General features: G+C 38.3%; 17 protein-coding genes and 1 other RNA gene. 11 read left to right on the top strand and 7 right to left on the bottom strand.

Going from position 1 to position 18646, the window contains the following annotated elements; genetic code table 11:
• The 4 genes from IV512_RS00180 (at position 1) to IV512_RS00165 (ending at position 5900) form a co-directional block, all read left to right on the top strand.
• Positions 1 to 750, top strand: a complete 750-nt coding sequence (locus IV512_RS00180) for a shikimate dehydrogenase (protein ID WP_209399535.1) — start codon at positions 1 to 3, stop codon at positions 748 to 750.
• 268 nt (positions 751 to 1018) lie between these two features.
• Positions 1019 to 3115 (top strand): DUF349 domain-containing protein, encoded by a 2097-nt coding sequence (locus IV512_RS00175; RefSeq protein ID WP_209399533.1) that lies wholly within the window; start codon positions 1019 to 1021, stop codon positions 3113 to 3115.
• A 436-nt stretch (positions 3116 to 3551) separates the two neighbouring features.
• The gene (locus IV512_RS00170; RefSeq protein WP_209399531.1) at positions 3552 to 4820 is read left to right on the top strand and encodes an ATP-binding protein; all 1269 of its coding nucleotides are present in this window, start codon (positions 3552 to 3554) and stop codon (positions 4818 to 4820) included.
• Positions 4821 to 5384: 564 nt separating this feature from the next.
• The gene (locus IV512_RS00165; protein ID WP_209399530.1) at positions 5385 to 5900 is read left to right on the top strand and encodes a DUF3124 domain-containing protein; all 516 of its coding nucleotides are present in this window, start codon (positions 5385 to 5387) and stop codon (positions 5898 to 5900) included.
• Positions 5901 to 6003: 103 nt separating this feature from the next.
• Here the strand turns inward: IV512_RS00165 and rny are convergent, their stop codons facing one another.
• The 4 genes from rny to IV512_RS00145 all read right to left on the bottom strand — a co-directional run bounded on the left by rny (position 6004) and on the right by IV512_RS00145 (position 8387).
• Positions 6004 to 7572 (bottom strand): ribonuclease Y, encoded by a 1569-nt coding sequence (gene rny / locus IV512_RS00160; RefSeq protein WP_209399529.1) that lies wholly within the window; start codon positions 7570 to 7572, stop codon positions 6004 to 6006.
• Positions 7573 to 7620: 48 nt separating this feature from the next.
• Positions 7621 to 7730, bottom strand: a non-coding RNA gene (gene ssrS, locus IV512_RS00155) — 6S RNA.
• Between the two features lie 54 nt (positions 7731 to 7784).
• Positions 7785 to 8081: a cell division protein ZapA gene (locus IV512_RS00150; RefSeq protein WP_209399528.1), complete on the bottom strand. Its 297-nt coding sequence runs from the start codon at positions 8079 to 8081 to the stop codon at positions 7785 to 7787.
• 15 nt (positions 8082 to 8096) lie between these two features.
• A complete protein-coding gene (locus IV512_RS00145; protein ID WP_209399527.1) occupies positions 8097 to 8387 on the bottom strand; it encodes a hypothetical protein in 291 nt (96 codons plus the stop codon).
• Between the two features lie 193 nt (positions 8388 to 8580).
• Between IV512_RS00145 and IV512_RS00140 the strand changes: the two genes are divergently transcribed.
• The 3 genes from IV512_RS00140 to IV512_RS00130 are packed head-to-tail and all read left to right on the top strand — an operon-like array spanning position 8581 to position 13409.
• Entirely contained in the window at positions 8581 to 10272 is a 1692-nt protein-coding gene (locus IV512_RS00140; RefSeq protein ID WP_209399526.1) for a M23 family metallopeptidase, read from the top strand.
• A 6-nt stretch (positions 10273 to 10278) separates the two neighbouring features.
• Positions 10279 to 12744: a TonB-dependent receptor plug domain-containing protein gene (locus IV512_RS00135; RefSeq protein WP_209399524.1), complete on the top strand. Its 2466-nt coding sequence runs from the start codon at positions 10279 to 10281 to the stop codon at positions 12742 to 12744.
• Between the two features lie 11 nt (positions 12745 to 12755).
• On the top strand, positions 12756 to 13409 hold the full coding sequence (locus tag IV512_RS00130; protein WP_209399522.1) for a hypothetical protein: 654 nt from the start codon (positions 12756 to 12758) through the stop codon (positions 13407 to 13409).
• A 41-nt stretch (positions 13410 to 13450) separates the two neighbouring features.
• Here IV512_RS00130 and IV512_RS00125 read toward each other — a convergent pair whose 3' ends face one another.
• Positions 13451 to 14599, bottom strand: a complete 1149-nt coding sequence (locus IV512_RS00125; protein WP_209399520.1) for a cysteine desulfurase family protein — start codon at positions 14597 to 14599, stop codon at positions 13451 to 13453.
• 113 nt (positions 14600 to 14712) lie between these two features.
• Between IV512_RS00125 and IV512_RS00120 the strand changes: the two genes are divergently transcribed.
• Positions 14713 to 15726: a hypothetical protein gene (locus IV512_RS00120; protein WP_209399518.1), complete on the top strand. Its 1014-nt coding sequence runs from the start codon at positions 14713 to 14715 to the stop codon at positions 15724 to 15726.
• On the opposite strand, the gene IV512_RS00115 is transcribed toward IV512_RS00120, so the two are convergent.
• Entirely contained in the window at positions 15723 to 16268 is a 546-nt protein-coding gene (locus IV512_RS00115) for a Smr/MutS family protein (RefSeq protein ID WP_209399516.1), read from the bottom strand. The two genes, IV512_RS00120 and IV512_RS00115, sit on opposite strands and share 4 nt — an antisense overlap.
• Before the next feature lie 63 nt (positions 16269 to 16331).
• On the opposite strand from IV512_RS00115, the gene IV512_RS00110 reads away from it, so the two are divergent.
• From IV512_RS00110 to IV512_RS00100, 3 genes are read left to right on the top strand one after another with little or no spacing between them, the layout of a single operon-like run.
• A complete protein-coding gene (locus tag IV512_RS00110; RefSeq protein WP_209399513.1) occupies positions 16332 to 16631 on the top strand; it encodes a DUF2752 domain-containing protein in 300 nt (99 codons plus the stop codon).
• 14 nt (positions 16632 to 16645) lie between these two features.
• Positions 16646 to 16984 carry a CCC motif membrane protein gene (locus IV512_RS00105; protein WP_100869081.1) on the top strand — a complete coding sequence of 113 codons (339 nt, stop codon included), beginning with the start codon at positions 16646 to 16648 and terminating at the stop codon, positions 16982 to 16984.
• A gap of 23 nt (positions 16985 to 17007) precedes the next feature.
• A complete protein-coding gene (locus IV512_RS00100; protein WP_100869082.1) occupies positions 17008 to 17319 on the top strand; it encodes a CCC motif membrane protein in 312 nt (103 codons plus the stop codon).
• 79 nt (positions 17320 to 17398) lie between these two features.
• Here the strand turns inward: IV512_RS00100 and rocD are convergent, their stop codons facing one another.
• Positions 17399 to 18643 (bottom strand): ornithine--oxo-acid transaminase, encoded by a 1245-nt coding sequence (rocD, locus tag IV512_RS00095; protein WP_209399511.1) that lies wholly within the window; start codon positions 18641 to 18643, stop codon positions 17399 to 17401.
• Positions 18644 to 18646: the final 3 nt, after the last annotated feature.

Here is an 18646-nt window from a genome sequence, read left to right as displayed (position 1 = left end):
ATGGCAAATAAAGAGCATCGGTATGGTTTAGTGGGAAAGAATATTGCGTATTCTTTTTCCAAGGGCTATTTCAAAGAAAAATTTAAAAAATTAGGTCTAGCGAATTATTCGTATGAAAACTTTGATCTTCAAGATATTAACGAGTTCAGTGACGTTCTGAGAAAGACCTCTAGTTTAAAGGGGTTGAACGTGACCATACCCTACAAGCAAGAAGTAATTCCCTTTATGAACAGCCTTGATAGTCAAGCTGAACAGATTGGGGCAGTCAACACCATACAATTCACCAAAAACGGACCTAAAGGCTTTAATACCGATGCATACGGTTTTGAGAATACCATAAAACCATTTTTGCAAGACTATCATAAAAAAGCCCTTATTTTAGGTACTGGGGGCGCCTCTAAGGCAGTAGCCTTTGTGCTGAGCGAATTACAAATCGATAGTGTTTTTGTTTCTAGAAATCCCTCTGACGAGCAAATGAGCTACACCGACCTGAATGATAAGGTGTTTGAAGAGTATACTGTTCTGATAAACTGCACCCCTTTGGGTACACACCCGAATGTAGAAAAGAAACCGAATATACCGTACCAAGCAATTACAGAAAAGCATTTGCTTTTCGACCTTATTTACAACCCAAGTAAAACAGCCTTCTTGCAAGAAGGAGAATCTCGTGGAGCCCGCATTTGTAACGGTCATCGAATGCTCGAGCTTCAAGCTGATAGAGCATGGGAAATCTGGCAAGAAGTCTCGTAATGCCAAAGGCTACATACTAGGTTCAGAATTAGTTTGAACTTGAAATAATCGCTTGAATTGTAAATCTTAAAATAGATCAAGAACTTTTGTTCTTAATAAGGTTGTTAGTATCTTACCATTAAATCTAGCAGTTGATTTCCCCAAATAAAAAATAGGCCTGAAGTATTAAAGTTTTAGGAATATATATTCTGCAGATTAAGAGGATGAATGAGAAGAATTAAGCCTACTTACTTTGAAGATACTGGGCTTCAAAAAAATACAAACAACCATGTCTGAAGATAAAAAACTTCAAAAAAACATTGAAAACGAAAATGAGGTTCAGGCCCCTGAAAAAGCTTCGAGCCAAATCAAAGAAGATACCTCTGAAACAACTGATGAGATAGCGAATGTCGAGCCCAAGAGTGAAGAAGTGGCAATAACAACCACTAACACTGAAGCTGAAAGTGATAACGATGCCAATAAAAGCAATGAAGAAAAGGTATCGGGAGCAGAAACTATCGAGGGCAAAGAAGACGTACTTGACGAAATTGACGAGAATAATGCAGAAGACGCTGAAGATAGCGATAATGAACACCGTCACAACATTCCCCTATTAGATTATCATTCGATGTCTATGGAAAACCTAGTGGGAGAATTACAAAAATTGGTTCGTAATGAAAAAGTTCAGGCCATTAAAAAGCATGTAGATGGCATAAAGTCTGAATTCGATCTCAAATTTCAAGATTTTATCGAACAAAAGAAAGAAGATTTCGTAGCTAGTGGAGGTAACGAAGTAGATTTCAGATATAATTCGGTGACGAAAAGACAGTTCAATGAGGTGTATGCCGATTATCGTGAAAAGAGAAATCAATATTACAAGAGTCTCGAGAAAGACTTAAAGTCAAATTTGACCCATAGGCTTGAAATTATTGAAGAGTTAAAAGGTCTTGTAAATGTTGAAGAAGACATGAACACCACCTATAAGACTTTTAAAAATCTTCAAGAACAATGGCGTAATGCAGGACCGATTCCAAGAGCGAACTACAACGATGTATGGCGAACATATCAACACCATGTCGAAATTTTCTATGATTTTCTGCATCTAAATCGAGAGTTGCGCGACCTTGATTTCAAACATAATCTAGCCGAAAAAGAAAAATTGGCTCAACAAGCCGAGGCCTTGGCTACCGAACCCGATTTGAACAAAGTTTTTCGTGAGCTTCAGATTTTACACAAAATTTGGAAAGAAGAAATTGGTCCCGTAGGCCAGGCACATCGTGAGGCAATTTGGGAACGCTTCAGCAACGCGACCAAAGTATTGCACCAACGAAGGCAGGATCATTATAAGCAACTAGATGCTGAATACGAAAAAAATTGGGAGAAGAAGCAAGAATTTATCGCTGCCATTTCAAACATAGCGAACAATGTTTCGAACAACCATAAAGGGCTTCAACAACAGATCAAGCAAATTGAGGAGTTACGAAACAACTTTTTCAATGCCGGTAAGGTACCCCGAAACAAAAATGAAAAAACTTGGGCCGAGTTCAAGCAAGCAGTTCGTTCGTTCAACCGTAATAAAAATGCCTATTACAAAAATTTAAAGAAAGAACAGCAAGAGAATCTCAATAGAAAAAGGGAACTTTTGAACTTGGCAATCTCATTAAAAGACAGCGATGATTGGGACAGCACTACCCCCGAAATGAAACGCATTCAAAGTGAATGGAAAAAAATAGGCCATGTTCCCAGAAAATATTCAGATAAAATCTGGAAAGAATTTAAAAATGCCTGCAACCACTACTTCGACCGTTTACATGCTTCAAAAAACAAGGGGCAACAAGAAGAGGAAGATAACTATGTAAAAAAAGAAGCATGCCTTGAGCGATTAAAGGCTATGCAACTTACTGAAGACCGAAAAGCAAACCTGCAGGTTATTAAAGATTTTGTTAGCGAATGGAAATCGTATGGCAGAGTACCATTTCGTAAAAAGAATATTGACCAAAAGTTCAATAAAATTTTAGATGCCCTTTTTAAGAAACTAAAGGTAAGCAAGCAAGATGCCGAACTTTTAAAATATGGCGATAAGGTGCAACAATTGGCAGATGCCGACAACGAACGTGCTATACAGAACGAGCGAACTTTTATCAGAAAAAAAATAGAGGAAAGTAAAGGGGAAATTCGACAACTAGAGAACAACCTTGAGTTCTTTTCCAATGCCTCAGAAGACAATCCTTTGGTGCAAGACGTTATTAAACGAGTGAACGGTCACAAAGAGTCACTTGCCACTTGGAAAGCCAAATTAAAAAAACTAAATATCTTGAAAAATAGCATTAACCGAGAAGCAGAGTCTTCGGATAATGAAGAAAAGGGAGATAGTATAGACGAATAGTTAATCGAACCAACTAGCTACCATATTGTTTAAATCATTGTTACAAAGATTTAAAGCTTTTAATTCAAAACATTCGATACTAACTCTTTAATACTTATTATTGATTTCTAATTATCTTAACTTTTTTTTGAATTAGGGTTCGATAAAACTTGAATCACCACCAAAAATTACATTTACCCTAAAAACTTCCAATAATGTAGTTCTAGCATTTTTTTAAAGAAAAGGTAGATATATCAACCTTCTTGAAACCGGTTTGTTACGAAATTTAAAATTCTCAACATAGTCATCAACTATTAAGTATTTTTCTTACAAATTATAAAGAAAGATTACAATAACATCTGCTCTATATACGTTTTTAGACTTAACAGTGATATCAATCAGGCTTAAATGATAATTCCTCCGCATTTAAACTGTGAGTCTTTTAATTATTGTGATAATGATCAAACCACAAATACCGCTCAATGAAAGAGAGCGGATATTAGCTTTAAAGAGCTTTAATGTTTTAGATACTCTAGTGGAAGAGGAATATGATGCTATTACCAAAATTGCAGCTGAAATATGCAATACACCAATGGCCTTGGTTTCACTTGTAGATTCCGATAGGCAATGGTTCAAATCTCATTATGGTATTGATGCTACAGAGACACCAAGAGATTTGGCATTCTGTGCCCATGCCATAAATACTCCCGAAAATATACTAATTGTTGAAGACTCACATAAAGATGATAGGTTTAAAGATAATCCATTGGTAACTGGCGGACCTCTAGTTCAATTTTATGCAGGTGCTCCTCTAAACACTCAAGAGGGGTTTTCAATCGGTACCCTTTGCGTCATAGATACAAAACCCAGAAAAAACTTTTCGCAAAAACAAAAGGAATGTTTAAAGGCCTTGGCAAACCAAGTTATGGCCCAATTAGAGTTACGTCGCCATATTTTGCTTCAAAAATTGGTTAATGAAGAGCTTAATCGTAAAAACGACCAACTCAAGCATTTTTCTTACCGCTTGGCTCATGATATGAAAACGCCACTTCATGGTATCAGCTCGTTAGTAGGTTTTATAAAAGAAGATTATCTCCATCTTTTAAAGGAAACGGAAATACCCGAATGGCTAGATACTATAGATGACCGTGTCAGCTATATGGAAGCCCTCATCAATGGAATTATGACCCATACGAATATTTTGAACAACCCCATTGAGTTCAAAACCTTTCAAATCGTTGATGAAATTAATAAGATTGAAGATAAAATAGATTCAACAACGCATTTCAACCTAAAGTTAAATAACTTTGAGGGTCAATTAAACCATTCTTTAGAGTGCATATCCTTTATTTTTAGTGAACTGATAAAAAACACCTTAAAGTTTTCAAATCAATCTCTACCTGAGATTGAAATTGGCATTAGCGATGAGAACAAGCACTATGAATTCTCTTATATAGATAATGGCCCGGGTATTACAGAACAGATGCACAAAAAAGTTTTTGTCATGTTTGAAACGCTTAAAAGAACCAATGTGACCGACACCGGTATCGGCTTGGCCACCGTGAAAGCTTTAGTAGAAAAATTAGGTGGAGTAATTACCCTGAACAACAGAGCAGATAACCAATCTGGTGTAGATTTTCGTTTTACCCTTGCTAAAGAGATTTATACCACACCACTTCAAATGACCCAATGTGTTAACTTAAAAGCGCCCCATGAGTTGAAATAAAATTTCACCAAGTAAGTACTTATGTAAATAAGATGTGTCCTTAAAGTCACAGAGGTTTGTCCACTAGCCTGAGCGTTGAACGATAAAACATTACGATAACTAGCATTGGAAAAAAAATTATCCAAAATAGTTTTTTTTGTGAAAACTACCGATAAATAAAATGATTTACCCAACCACAAATCAACATTTGTGACAATCTCACCGAAGTCGCCACTGTAGTACTTTTTGACCGCTGCGTTGATTTAAACCACTTTCACTCTACAAGAAGTCGTTCGCTACCCGTAAAAAGAGATAAGGGCTTAATAGTGCCTATTTTTCAGTTAGATTTTATAAAACTGTAGATTTGAAGAATGAGCATCTCAATTGTTAAATGCTAAAAGACAGACTTGAAATTAGCACTCTGACCAGACTTTATCTTTAGGGTAAAATTTTGTAACTAAAATCGTTTAACTAGCAAAAGCTATTAAGTCTAAATTTGGTAGTTTTGAGAAAACTAGCCATTGACTTCAAATACTTCTATTTTTAGTCATCTAGAACGATGTTTTACGAATTTATAGAACGTTTATGAAAACACTTTATTTATTGTTAGTAGCGTCGATACTGTTTGTTGGCTGTGACTTCGAACAAGAGAAAGAAATCAGTTCTTTCAATCCTGAAAATTGGTCGAAAAGAAAAGTAAATCTGAAAGCCAAGAATAGTTTAGAATACGGTAAGTCTTATCTTTCTATTTACTCACAGATTTATAGTCTATCGGAACACAAGACCCATAACCTTACCGCGATGGTAAGCATGAGAAATACAAGTGATCAAGACACATTATATATTCTCAAGGCTGAATATTTTGATACCCACGGGAAATCGATACGCACTTATTTTGACCATGCCATATATTTGGCCCCTATGGAAACTACGGAAATAATTATTGACGAAGTCGATATTTCAGGTGGTACCGGTTCTAACTTTGTTTTCGAATGGCAAATACCTCAAGACTCTCCCGAACCTTTGTTCGAAGGTGTTATGAATTCAACTGTCGGTCAACAAGGCTTATCATTTACCACACAATCAAGAAGAATTAAATAAACAAGAAAAATTCTACTGTGTTAAAACTTAAGGTAGTTGTAGCTGGCACCAACAAAAAGAGGCTGCATTAGGCAGCCTCTTTTTGTTGCTAATATCTTAAACTCTACTTCGCTACATTTACCGAACGCGTTTCACGAATTACAGTAACTTTAACCTGACCTGGGTAGGTCATATCAGTCTGTATTTTCTGAGATATTTCGAATGACAATTGAGCGGCTTTTTCATCGTTCACCTTCTCACTCTCTACGATGACCCTAAGTTCTCTACCTGCTTGAATGGCATATGCTTTTTGAACCCCTCCAAAGCCAAAAGCAATATCCTCTAGATCTTTAAGTCGTTGAATATAAGAGTCAAGAACCTGTCTTCTCGCCCCTGGTCTTGCGCCACTGATAGCATCACAAACTTGAACTATCGGCGATATTAATGTTTTCATTTCTATTTCATCGTGGTGAGCTCCGATAGCATTGCATACATCTGGTTTCTCACCGTACTTCTCTGCCCACTGCATACCTAAGATTGCATGTGGTGTTTCCACCTCTGCCTCGGTATTAGGCACTTTACCAATATCATGAAGCAAACCGGCACGTTTCGCCAGTTTAGGGTTCAAGCCCAATTCGGCTGCCATTACCCCACAAAGTTTAGCAACCTCCCTAGAGTGTTGAAGCAGGTTTTGCCCATATGAAGAGCGGTACTTCATACGACCAACTGCTCTAACTAATTCTGGGTGTAAACCATGTATGCCTAAATCGATAACGGCCCTTTTACCTACCTCAACGATTTCTTGTTCTATTTGTTTTTCGGTTTTCTTAACAATTTCCTCAATTCTGGCCGGGTGAATTCTACCATCGGTAACCAACTTATGAAGAGAGAGTCTGGCCACCTCTCGGCGAACAGAATCAAAACAGGAAAGAATAATAGCCTCTGGAGTATCATCTACAATAATCTCAACGCCGGTTGCAGATTCTAAAGCCCGTATGTTTCGCCCTTCTCGACCAATGATTCGACCTTTTACATCGTCTGACTCTAGGTTAAAGACAGATACGCAGTTTTCAACGGCTTCTTCTGTACCGATACGCTGAATCGTGTTGATTACAATCTTTTTGGCCTCTTGCTGAGCGGTAAGTTTAGCTTCTTCTAAAGTAGTTTGAACGTAGGCCATCGCGTCTGCTTTGGCGGTTTCTTTCAAAGATTCCAATAGTTGACCTTTGGCGTCTTCGGCAGAAAGCCCTGAAATAACCTCCAATTGCTGAACTTGATTTCTATGAAGTTTATCAAGCTCTGCCTGTTTCTTCTCAAAAATAGACTCTTTGTGGTTAACTTCTTTAATCTTAACGTCGAGTTGATTGTTCAACTTTTTGTTCTTGGCCAACTCACTGCTTACTTGTGATTCTTTGTCACGTGTACGTTTTTCGGCCTCGCCAATCTTCTTGTCTTTATTGACAATAACTTTTTCGTGCTCGGCCTTAAGTTCTAGAAACTTTTCTTTGGCCTGAAAGATTTTATCTTTCTTGATATTCTCGCCCTCGACCTTGGCATTTTTAATGATGGCATCGGCTTCTTGCTTAGCACTTGCAAGGGTTTTAGAGGCCTTGCCCTTCTCCATAAATTTAGCAATTCCGAAGCCGACTGCGGCACCTATAATTGCTACTATAATTAATGTTGCGATATCCATATATTGAAAATTTAGTATAAAAAAACCCACATTGGCGAAGTTTTGTACAAACTCCTAAAAACAGGTTTAGGGCTACCAGATTGCTCAAGGATCCTTATACTAGTAAGGCTTGCTTTTACAACCTAAACTCACCCTTTTTAAACAAATTAACGTTGAGTTTGTCAAAAGATAATACCAATGTGGGCAGTAACTTATGCTATTTTAAAGAACGTCTACTTTACACTAAGCTTCGTTGCAACCAATTGTTCCAGAGCCTTCAATCGGTCGGTCGCTTCTTGATTATTTTCGGTTTGGTCTATACCACGCTGTTCTATTTTTGATGCAAATTGTAACGCGCACATTGCGAGTACATCTTGTTTATCTCGAACCGCATAGCTCTGCTCAAACTTTTTCGCCAACTGCTCTATATTCTTGGCCGCCTTTCGCAAACCTTCTTCTTGGCTTGGATCAATGGTCAAGGGATAGACCCTATCGGCAATTGAAAGTTTTATTTTGAGCTTTTCCGACATTATCTCCTTCTTCTATTATTCGGATAGTTGGGTTATACAATGATCCAACTCCCTTATCAAAGCATTTATCTTAAGCTTAGCTTCTGTCTTATCTGTACTACTGCCAAACATCGTATCTGCCAATTTAAGCGAATTATATTTTTCTTCCCAATACGAAACGGAGTCATTAACTTTCTCCTTATCATTTCTTAGGGTATTAAGTTCGTCTTCCAGCTTGGTATTGGCCTGATGAAGCAATTCCATCTTATGCAATAACTTGCTGATTTTGTTCTCTAAAGAATCGACTACCTTAACCAATTCACTCATAATTTCAAACGCGATGCATTTTACACAAAGTTAACATACCTATCGGTTCTTAGCAATACTTTTTTCAATTATTCTTGAAGCTATACTTTAACCCCTTGATTACCGTTCATTGACAGTAGCCAATTTATTTTTATGCAGTTCATTTTTCAGCAATTGAAAGCTATTGGCTAATTTCGTAACAGTTTTTAAAACTATGGGCAAAACTTTTTCAATTCTTTTATTGTTATTTTATTTTTCGGGTTTTGGGCAAGAGGAATATCCTAAAGATGCTTTTCGTTCACCTATGGATATACCTGTGATACTCGCCGGAACATTCGGTGAACTTCGATCAAATCATTTTCACTCGGGAGTCGATATTAAAACTAAGCAAAGAGAGGGTTTGCCTATTTATGCCATTGGCGATGGTAGCGTTACCCGAATAAAAATTTCTCATTGGGGGTACGGTAAGGCGTTATATGTAGCCCATCCTAATGGATATACTTCCGTTTACGGTCATTTGCAAAAGTTTGCCCCTGAAATCGAAGCTTACATTAAAAAAGTGCAGTATGAAAAAAAATCATACGAGGTCGAGGTTTTTCCCGACTATGGGGAGGTAAAAGTTGAAAAAGGAAATGTTATCGCCTATGGCGGAAATTCTGGAGGTTCTTCGGGTCCCCATCTACATTTTGAAATTAGGAGCAGCATCTCCGAAAAACCTACAAACCCTTTACTGTATGGGCTTGATGTACGCGACGCTACGAATCCGACCCTAGAAAAACTTTTTGGTTACCCGTTATCCGATGATGCCGTCGTAAACCAAAGTAAACAACCTATAGAACTCCATTTTAAAAAACAAGAGGATGGTACATTTTTGGCCGAGACCGTAAAAGCTTCGGGCACCATCGGTTTTGGTTTTATTGGTTACGACCGACAAGATTTAGCAGCAAACAGAAATGGCATTTATTCGGTACAGCAACTGGTAAACGGCACAGCATATAGTGAATACAATTTTGAAAAATTCTCTTTTTCCGAAACCAGATACCTGAACACCCTAATAGATTATGATCGATATGGCAGGTACCGACAGCGTGTTCAAAAATTGTTCAAAGGCCCCGGTAATAAGCTTAGCATTTATCAAACCATGTATAACGATGGTAAACTCGATGTTCGCGAAGGGCTAAGTTACAAAGTCGAGCTGCTTATAAAAGATTATGCCGGTAATTTGACCAAAGCGGTGATACCCGTAGAAGGTAAAGTAGAGCCTGTTATCATTGAAAAAGATGAGGATAAAACAGAAAATTATGTTATCGCCAAAAAGCCGAACAATTATGATCTTGGGGCAGCAAAAGTCTATTTTCCGTCAAACACTTTTTATGACAACTTCTATATTGATTTAAAGAAAGATGACGATACCGTAACCATTCATAACAATCGAATAGCCGCCCACAGAAATTTCACGGTTACTTTTGATGTGTCGAAATTCAGTAAAGAAGAAAGAAAGCAGCTTTTTATAGCCCGGTTAGATAGTCGATTAAAACCTCATCACTCCTCGACCTATAAAAGAGGAAATACCTTTACCACGCGCACCCGTAATTTGGGCACCTATACCTTGGCTAAAGACAGTGTTGCCCCAAAAATTCGCGCACGAAATTTTAAAGAAGGTAAGTGGCTCAATAACTACCGGTATTTAAGTGTACATATTTCTGACGACCTGAGCGGTATAGATACTTATTCGGCAACCCTGAACGGAGAGTGGATCCTTATGGAATACGAACCCAAGAACAATACGCTTACCTATAATTTCGATGATATTATTCTCGACCAGAAAGAATGTAAGCTAGAACTCACCGTTACCGACAATGTCGGCAACTCCAATACCTTTACCAGCACTTTTTTCAGAAAATAAGACCTTTTGAAATGTTATAAGATAGTTGTCTCGCTTGTATTCCTACTTTTTTCAATAAAGGGGCATACACAGAATGCAACTATTACCGGAGTGGTACTCAATGAACAAAATCTACCTGTTGAACAGGTCAATATTACGGTCGACGTCGTTGGCACAAGTACTGATGAAAATGGATTTTACATTCTAGAAGTACCGGCCGACTTGGCTATAACAATTTCATTTTCGCACCTTGGCCATCATGATATCATTCTTAAAAATCTACTGTTGACCACTAATGAAATCTATGAATTCAATCCGGTTTTAAAACAAGAAGTTACCCAAATTGCAGGGGTAACCGTTAGCCCTACCGGTGAAAAAGCAATCGAAGGTGTTACCAGTGTTTCACCAGAGGTGATACGTCGAATTCCTGGAGCGAATGCAGGGGTCGAAAACATTATCAAACTATTGCCGGGAGTTTCTTCAAACAACGAATTGAGTACCCAATATAGCGTGAGGGGCGGTAACTTTGACGAAAATTTGGTATACATCAATGAAATTGAGGTGTATCGGCCCTTTCTTATTCGATCGGCCCAACAAGAGGGGCTGAGCATTGTAAACAGTGATATGGTTCAGGCCGTAAAATTTTCTTCCGGTGGCTTTCAAGCTAAGTACGGCGATAAGCTCGCTTCTGTTTTAGATATTTCTTATAAAAACCCTTCAGCATTCGGCGTTCTTTTAGATTTAAGCTTCTTAGGAGCCTCTGCCACCCTTGAAGCTATTTCTAAAGACAAAAACTTCAGTAGTATTTCTAGTGCCCGCTACAGAAACAATAGCCTTTTGGTTAACAGTCAAGACACAAACACCAACTTCGACCCAACTTTTTTCGATTTTCAAACATATAATACATATAGGTTCTCCAAAAAGTTTCATCTTAATTTTTTAGCCAATATTTCAGTGAACGATTACCAAAATGAACCTATAAGCCGCCTAACAAATTTCGGAACCATAAGGGCACCACGGTCTTTGGTAGTTCTTTACGAGGGTCAAGAGACCACAAAATATAATACCATCTTAGGCGCCTTCAAGGGTAACTATGCTATCAATGATAAAACTGTTCTTAAACTCATCGCATCTCTTTATCATACTACCGAAGAAGAATATTCAGATGTTATCGCAAAATATCAGCTCGGCCCATTGGAATCTGAAGGCATAGGTGGAAATAGTTTGGGTTCATCGGCACAGGGTATCGGTAATCAATTCAAAAGAACAAGAAACGATTTAGATGCCCTCATTTTTAACATCGAACATAAAGGTATTCATAATCATGGCAATATTTCTATGGATTGGGGGTTAAAATTCACTCATGAAGATATTCGCGATCAACTACGCGAATCTGAATTTCTCGACTCGCTCGGGTATTCTGTTCGCCCCCCTCTTCCCCAATACCAAAATACCCAACCTTACGAGCCTTTTGAAGCTCCACTAGTTGCTTATTCTAATAGAAACGCAAGAAACTTCGTTAAGACGGATAGAGTTTCCGGCTTTTTTCAGTTTTCTCAAAGAACACAAATCGACTCACACAACCTCTATTATAACTTTGGACTAAGGGCACAACATTGGAGGGTCAATGGAGCAAACTTGCGTAAAAAATCATATACTATCGTGAGCCCTCGCGGGCAACTCTCCCTGAAGCCTGATTGGAACAAGGACATGGTATTTCGCCTATCGGGCGGGTTATACCAGCAACCCCCATTTTATCGTGAACTTCGAGATGCAACCGGTACGGTAAATCCAGAAGTGAAGGCTCAAAAATCAGTTCATGTAGTGGCAGCTAATGAGTACTCGTTCACTTGGTGGCAAAGACCCTTTACCCTGAACAGTGAAATCTATCACAAAAAACTAAACAATGTAAACCCCTACACCCTTGACGATATTAGATTGCGTTACGCAGCACAAAACAATGCCAAAGCCTATGCTTACGGGGCCGATTTTCGTCTTAACGGAGCTTTTGTGCCTGGAACCGAATCTTGGGTCAGTGTCGGTTTTATGAAAACGGAAGAGAATATTGACAATCGTGGGTTTATCGCGAGACCTACAGATCAGCGAGTCAAGTTAGGGCTTTTATACCAAGATTATATACCTGAATTTCCTGATTTTAAAATGTACCTCAATCTTGTATACAATACTGGTCTTCCCAGCGGATCACCAAGTTATGCCGACCCCTACATTTATCAAAGTAGATTAAGAGATTATAAGCGTGCCGATTTAGGAATTTCCCATATTTTTGCGGGAGGTAAGAAAACACACTCGAAAAGCCATTGGCTGAATAGTTTTAAAGAACTTAGCGCGGGTGTAGAAATATTCAATTTATTCAACAATCAAAATTCGATTACCAATACCTGGGTAAGAGATGTCGAAAGTAAACGACAATATGCAATTCCGAACTTTATGACCTCACGAGTATTGAGTGCAAGGTTGCGAATGCGTTTTTAATTTGTATACTGATGAAAAAGGCCATTTATATAGTTTTGTTTTTTGTGCTTTCGCAAGTGAATGCCCAAAAGAACATTTACGAGACCAACAAGTTTGAAGAGCTTAGTGAAGAACACGAATTGCTGGCTATTATCCCCTTCTTAACGAATCTTGATTTGAAAGATGAAATCTCTAAATCAGAGCTAAAATTGTTGGAAGAAAAGGAGGGTTACGCGGTTCAAAACGCTTTGGAAACCTATTTTTCTAAGAGAAAGAAAAAGAAAAAGTTCTCGGTAGAATTTCAAAACATAAAGAATACAAATGCCATTTTGGCCCAAAATGACATTACTTTTAAGAATATCGATGTTTATACTATAAAACAACTTAGCGAAATTTTAGAAGTCGATGGTATTATCAGCGGTAGTATAGACTTAAATGTTCTACTCTCTAAAGGAGTCTCTACGGAGTTCAATTTTATGGATTATTTCTCAGGAAGTGCAAATTATGGTCGAATTGGTGTTAAAATAAGTGATGGCTCAAGCGGAAAACTCCTTTGGAAATATGAAAAGGAAATCAATAAAAAATCAGGCAAGAACACCAACGATCTCATCGACCGAATGATGAAGTTGGCGGCAAGAAAATTTCCGTACGATCGAGAAAAAAGAAGGGATAGAAAAAAGGGATAAACAATGTTAACCCTTAATATATAATCCTAAATGCTTTTAACTTATTCCTCAACAAAACTTTTTAAGACATCAATCGTATAATCGAGTTCTTCTTTAGTATTGTACTTTGAAAAAGAAAATCGCAATGAAGGCTTTTTTAGATCTTCATCGCTTAAAATTTCCGTAAGAACATGTGAGGCTATGTTGCTACCCGATTGACAAGCACTACCTTTAGAACAAGCTATACCCTTAATATCAAGGTGAAATAAAAGCATTAATGCCTTTTGTGGTTCAATCGGCAAACAGACATTGACCAACGTATAGGTACTCTTATCCATATCCCCAGAATGCCCGTTCAATTTCGCATTCGGTATTTTCTTTTGAAGTTGCTCTATAAAGTGCTGTTTTAAGCTTGAAACATAATGCATTTCTTCCTCCAAATTATCATAAGCAGAAACAAACGCCTCTTCAAGACCAACAATATTATGAAACGACTCCGTTCCCGCACGAAATCCACGTTCTTGAGAACCTCCTGATATCATGGGCTTCAAACCTGAATTTCTTTTGATGAAAGCAAATCCGATGCCCTTCGGACCATGAAATTTATGTGCAGCAGCGGTCATAAAATCAATAGGCGTTGCTTTCACATCCCATGGGTAATGACCTATAGACTGCACCGTATCAGAATGAAAATAAGCACCCTTTTCGTGACACATGGTGCAAACGGCATCAATATCAATTTTGTTACCTATCTCATTATTAATGTGCATTAAGCTGACCAATTTTTTTGAACCATCAGCCTCTAGAAGAGTTTTTAAATGATTCAAATCGGGGTTGCCGAATTTATCTAGGTCGACAAACCTCAGCTTTACATCGTAATCTCTTTCTAAATCTTCGGCTGTGTGTAAAACCGCATGGTGTTCAATTTTAGTGGTAATAATTGTAGTTACGCCCAAATCTCGTACGGCGCAGCGAAGAATCATGTTATCGGCTTCGGTACCTCCAGACGTAAAGATTATTTCCGCTGGGTGGGCGTTCAAATATTTTGCTATGGTTTTTCTAGCGCTTTCAATAGCCGTTTTTGCCGAACGGCCAAAGCTATGCGTCGATGAAGGGTTGCCATACATTTTGGCTAGCGCATCTTGCATTTTTTCTATGACATTCTCTCTGACCTGAGTGGTCGCGGCATTGTCTAAATACACTTTTTTCATGGCCAAAAAATCTATAGTATTTCGATTTATAAGCGTCCAAAATTAGAGGATCTAAAGTTAATTTCTACCCAATTGCCCATAAACTTGTGACTAAATTACTTTAAATTTGGGCCATGAAGAAAGTCATGCTTTTATGTTTATCGGCGCTGTTGTTCACCTGCGACGATGGAGACCTACAAATAGAACGAGTTGATTTTGATTCGGTAAATATCTCAAACTGCGGTAATGTAGATGATCTTACCGAAACGACCTTCTTTTTCAAAATTGACCAAGACGAGGCATTACTATTAAATTTAGCAAGCGGCTTGCTCGAGAATGAGACCTCAACACCTGAAAGTATCTCTTCAACGATACCATCATCGTCAAGTTTGATTTACCGTCTTTTTTCCGACAATGTTTCACAAGCCTATTTCTGTGATGTTATACCTTCGTTAGAACCTACCGTGATAGAAGAAACCACTGCAACTGCCGGTGATCTCAATATCGATACTGAAGTAGGTTCAGTTACCGAAACCGTTAAAAATTACAGACATACCATTTCGATTACAGGGCTATCGCTCACCAATTCACAAAATGAAAGTCTTACCGATTCTTCTACATTTGAGTATGGCACCTTTACCACAAGTACGAGCAATAGTATCGAATTAGACACACCGTTTTCAAATTACGCAGAAATCGAATCCTATGTTGAGTGTTTAGAAAACCCTTCTGATTCAAGTATTCGATTATACAAAACCATTAACGATGAATTTATAACCCTTGATGTACCGATAGACTCATTGGCAAATATGGCGACTAACGATACGTTACCTCGAAAAATCAATCTAGATACCGGATTATTTAGGTACGTAGTTGCCGACACTTTGGTTACATCTGACATGGCCTGTACTACGAACGCTTTGTCAGAAGATATTGAAGCATGGTATTTTAATTCGACATCGGGCCACTTAAACATTGAAACGGTAGAAAGCGAACCTGACACCGAAGGTACCATTACCTATACCCACAGCTTTACGTTAGACAGTCTTGTTCTTACCTTAAAGGCGAATGAAGAAGGTGAAAGCGATTCAACATTAGATCTTATAGAAAGTATTGAAATGGGCAGTTATACGACATTCGGCAATTAAATATTCTGGTAGATATATACCTCTGTAGCGCCTAAACCATATTTCTGATAATCAGCATCGTAGTATTTGACGTTTTCATACCTTCTAAAAAGGTAGTAAAGTTCTTCTTTTAGCACCCCTTCACCTACCCCATGTATAAAAACTATCTTTTGAATTCGTTTGCGCATAGCAAACTCGAGTTGTCTTTTGGCAGTCTCTAACTGCAAATTGAGCATGTCGAAATTTGACAACCCCCTTGTAGAAGTGGTCAATTGGTTGATGTGAAGATCAACCTCCATTTTAGGCGCATTTCTCTCTTTAGATTTAATGGATTTGCTCTGTCTCTTTTTTGGTTGCTCCTTTTCAGCCTTTATTTGCGACACCTCGTAATGGCTAACTTGAATCTGTCCGCCCTCGATTATTACCAGTTCCGAAGGCATAAATTTTAATATAAAACCATCATTGGTTTCAATAGTAACTTCATTGCTATCGACCTTAACAACCTCTCCACCAATAATATCATCGATGGTCTCTACCCTATCTCCAACTGCAAAAACGCCCATATTTTATTTTATATCCACAAAAATAATGGTAATTTTCCTGAAAGAATTTCCGGCAAGCCAAAAATGTATCTGACCAGCTTTTTACTGAACATCGAAAATTATATGTTACCCTGCTTTACGAAAAAACTATGGGGTTTCGATTGCCCCGGTTGTGGCCTGCAAAGGTCAATGCTATTTTTGATAAAGGGCGATTTTGGTTCAGCGTTTGAAATGTACCCTGCCATCTATGTGCTCTTGCCTCTTCTTTTACTGTTAGTATTGGGTAGTTTTTCAAAGCTAAAAATCAACAATTACATAATCGTTTTTCTAACCATAGCAAGTGTGGCCTTGATACTTGGCAACTATGTGCTAAAATTTATTTAATACGCCTTTAATTTATGGAACAACAAAAATTACCAAACGTAACCATCGCCCTTGTTTTGGGTATTGTCTCCTATCTTTGCTGCTGTTTTAGCATAGGGATCGGTGGAATAGTTCTTTCCGGTATTGCTTTCTTCTTAATTCTTAAGGATGAAAAATTATACAAACAAAACCCCGAAAACTATTCGAACTTCAGCCAATTGAAAACCGCTAAAATTGTGGCCATCATCGGTTTGGTTTTAGGTGCAATTGCCTTGGTGTGGACGATTTTCTCAATTTCGCAAATGGGCGGATGGGAAGCTTATATGGAGCAGACCCAAGAAATTATGGAACAATGGGGCATCGAACAAGAATAAGTATACCTACCTAAAACTAAAATATGAATCAAGAACCTTTACCTGGAGCAAGTACAGCTCTAACCATGGGTATTATCGGTGTAATCACCCCTTTTGTTTGCTGTGGGCCCTTTGCCTTAATCTTTGGCATAATCGGACTAAACAATGCCAAGAAAGCTGAACAGCTACATTTAGCTAACCCAGGCGTCTATTCCGGTTATGATAATGCTAAGACGGGCAAAACGTTATCTTATATTAGCATAGGGCTATCGATTGTGATGCTATTATTCACCATTCTCTATTTTGGTGCGATCATAGCTTTCTTTACTACTGACGGTTTTGGTTCAGGATTATAGAATTTAAAATAGTGCTAAATAAAAAAAGTCCCTTCTAATCGGTTAGAAGGGATTTTTTTATACTAATGTGCGTCTTCAATTACTTCTCAAAATGCTTCAATGTCGATGTGATAATTGACACACACTCGCGCAACTGTTCTTCATTCATCACCAATGGAGGTGCAAAGCGAATGATATTACCGTGTGTTGGTTTAGCCAAAAGTCCGTTATCTCTTAAAGCTATACAAATATCCCAAGCGGTAGAACTTTCTTCGGTATCATTAATCAATATAGCGTTCAACAATCCTTTGCCGCGTACTTCGTTTACGATATTGGAAGTCGGTATAAACTTATTCAGTTCATCTCTAAACAACTCGCCCAGCTTCATGGCATTTTCCGCAAGGTTTTCGTTTTTCACGACTTCCAAAGCTGCCATACCAACAGCAGCAGCTACCGGGTTACCCCCAAAAGTACTACCATGATTACCCGGGCGAATAACACCCATGACGGCATCATCTGCCAATACAGCCGATACCGGGTAAGCCCCTCCTGAAAGTGCTTTTCCTAAAATTAAAATATCAGGTTTTACGTTTTCGTGGTCGACCGCCAACATTTTTCCAGTTCTGGCGATACCCGTTTGTACCTCATCGGCAATAAACAATACTCCATACTTTTTACATAATGCCTTGGCCTTGCTTAAGTAACCCTCTTTAGGAACATAAACCCCGGCCTCACCCTGAATGGGTTCGACCAAGAAGCCGGCAATATTGGAATTGTTTTTTAGGGTTTCCTCTAGAACTTCAAGGTTATCATATTCAATTTTTAGAAACCCAGCGGTATAAGGTCCGAAATTTTTGCGGGCTACCGGGTCATTGGAAAATGAAATAATCGTTGTGGTTCGACCGTGAAAGTTATTCTCGCAAACTATAATCTGCGCCTCATTTTCGGCAATGCCTTTCTGCTCGTAAGCCCATTTTCTACACACTTTTAAAGCGGTTTCAACCGCTTCAGCTCCCGTGTTCATCGGCAACAACTTATTGAAACCAAAAGTCTCGGTAACGTATTTCTCATACTTGCCCAACATATCGTTATAAAACGCACGAGAGGTAAGGGTCAAGGTCTGGGCCTGTTCTGTCATCGCGCCCACAATTTTCGGGTGGCAATGACCTTGGTTTACTGCAGAGTAAGCCGAAAGAAAATCGTAATATTTTTTTCCTTCAACATCCCATACATAAACACCTTCTCCCCTATTTAGTACAACGGGTAATGGATGATAGTTGTGTGCACCGTACTTGTCTTCTAACGCAATAGCGTCTTCAGAAGTGATTTTTTCTAAAACTGACATGAT

Origin of the sequence: Pseudozobellia sp. WGM2 (assembly GCF_017810075.1) — a bacterium.
GTDB lineage: Bacteria > Bacteroidota > Bacteroidia > Flavobacteriales > Flavobacteriaceae > JADNYK01.
This window is presented reverse-complemented; position numbering and strand designations above follow the sequence as displayed.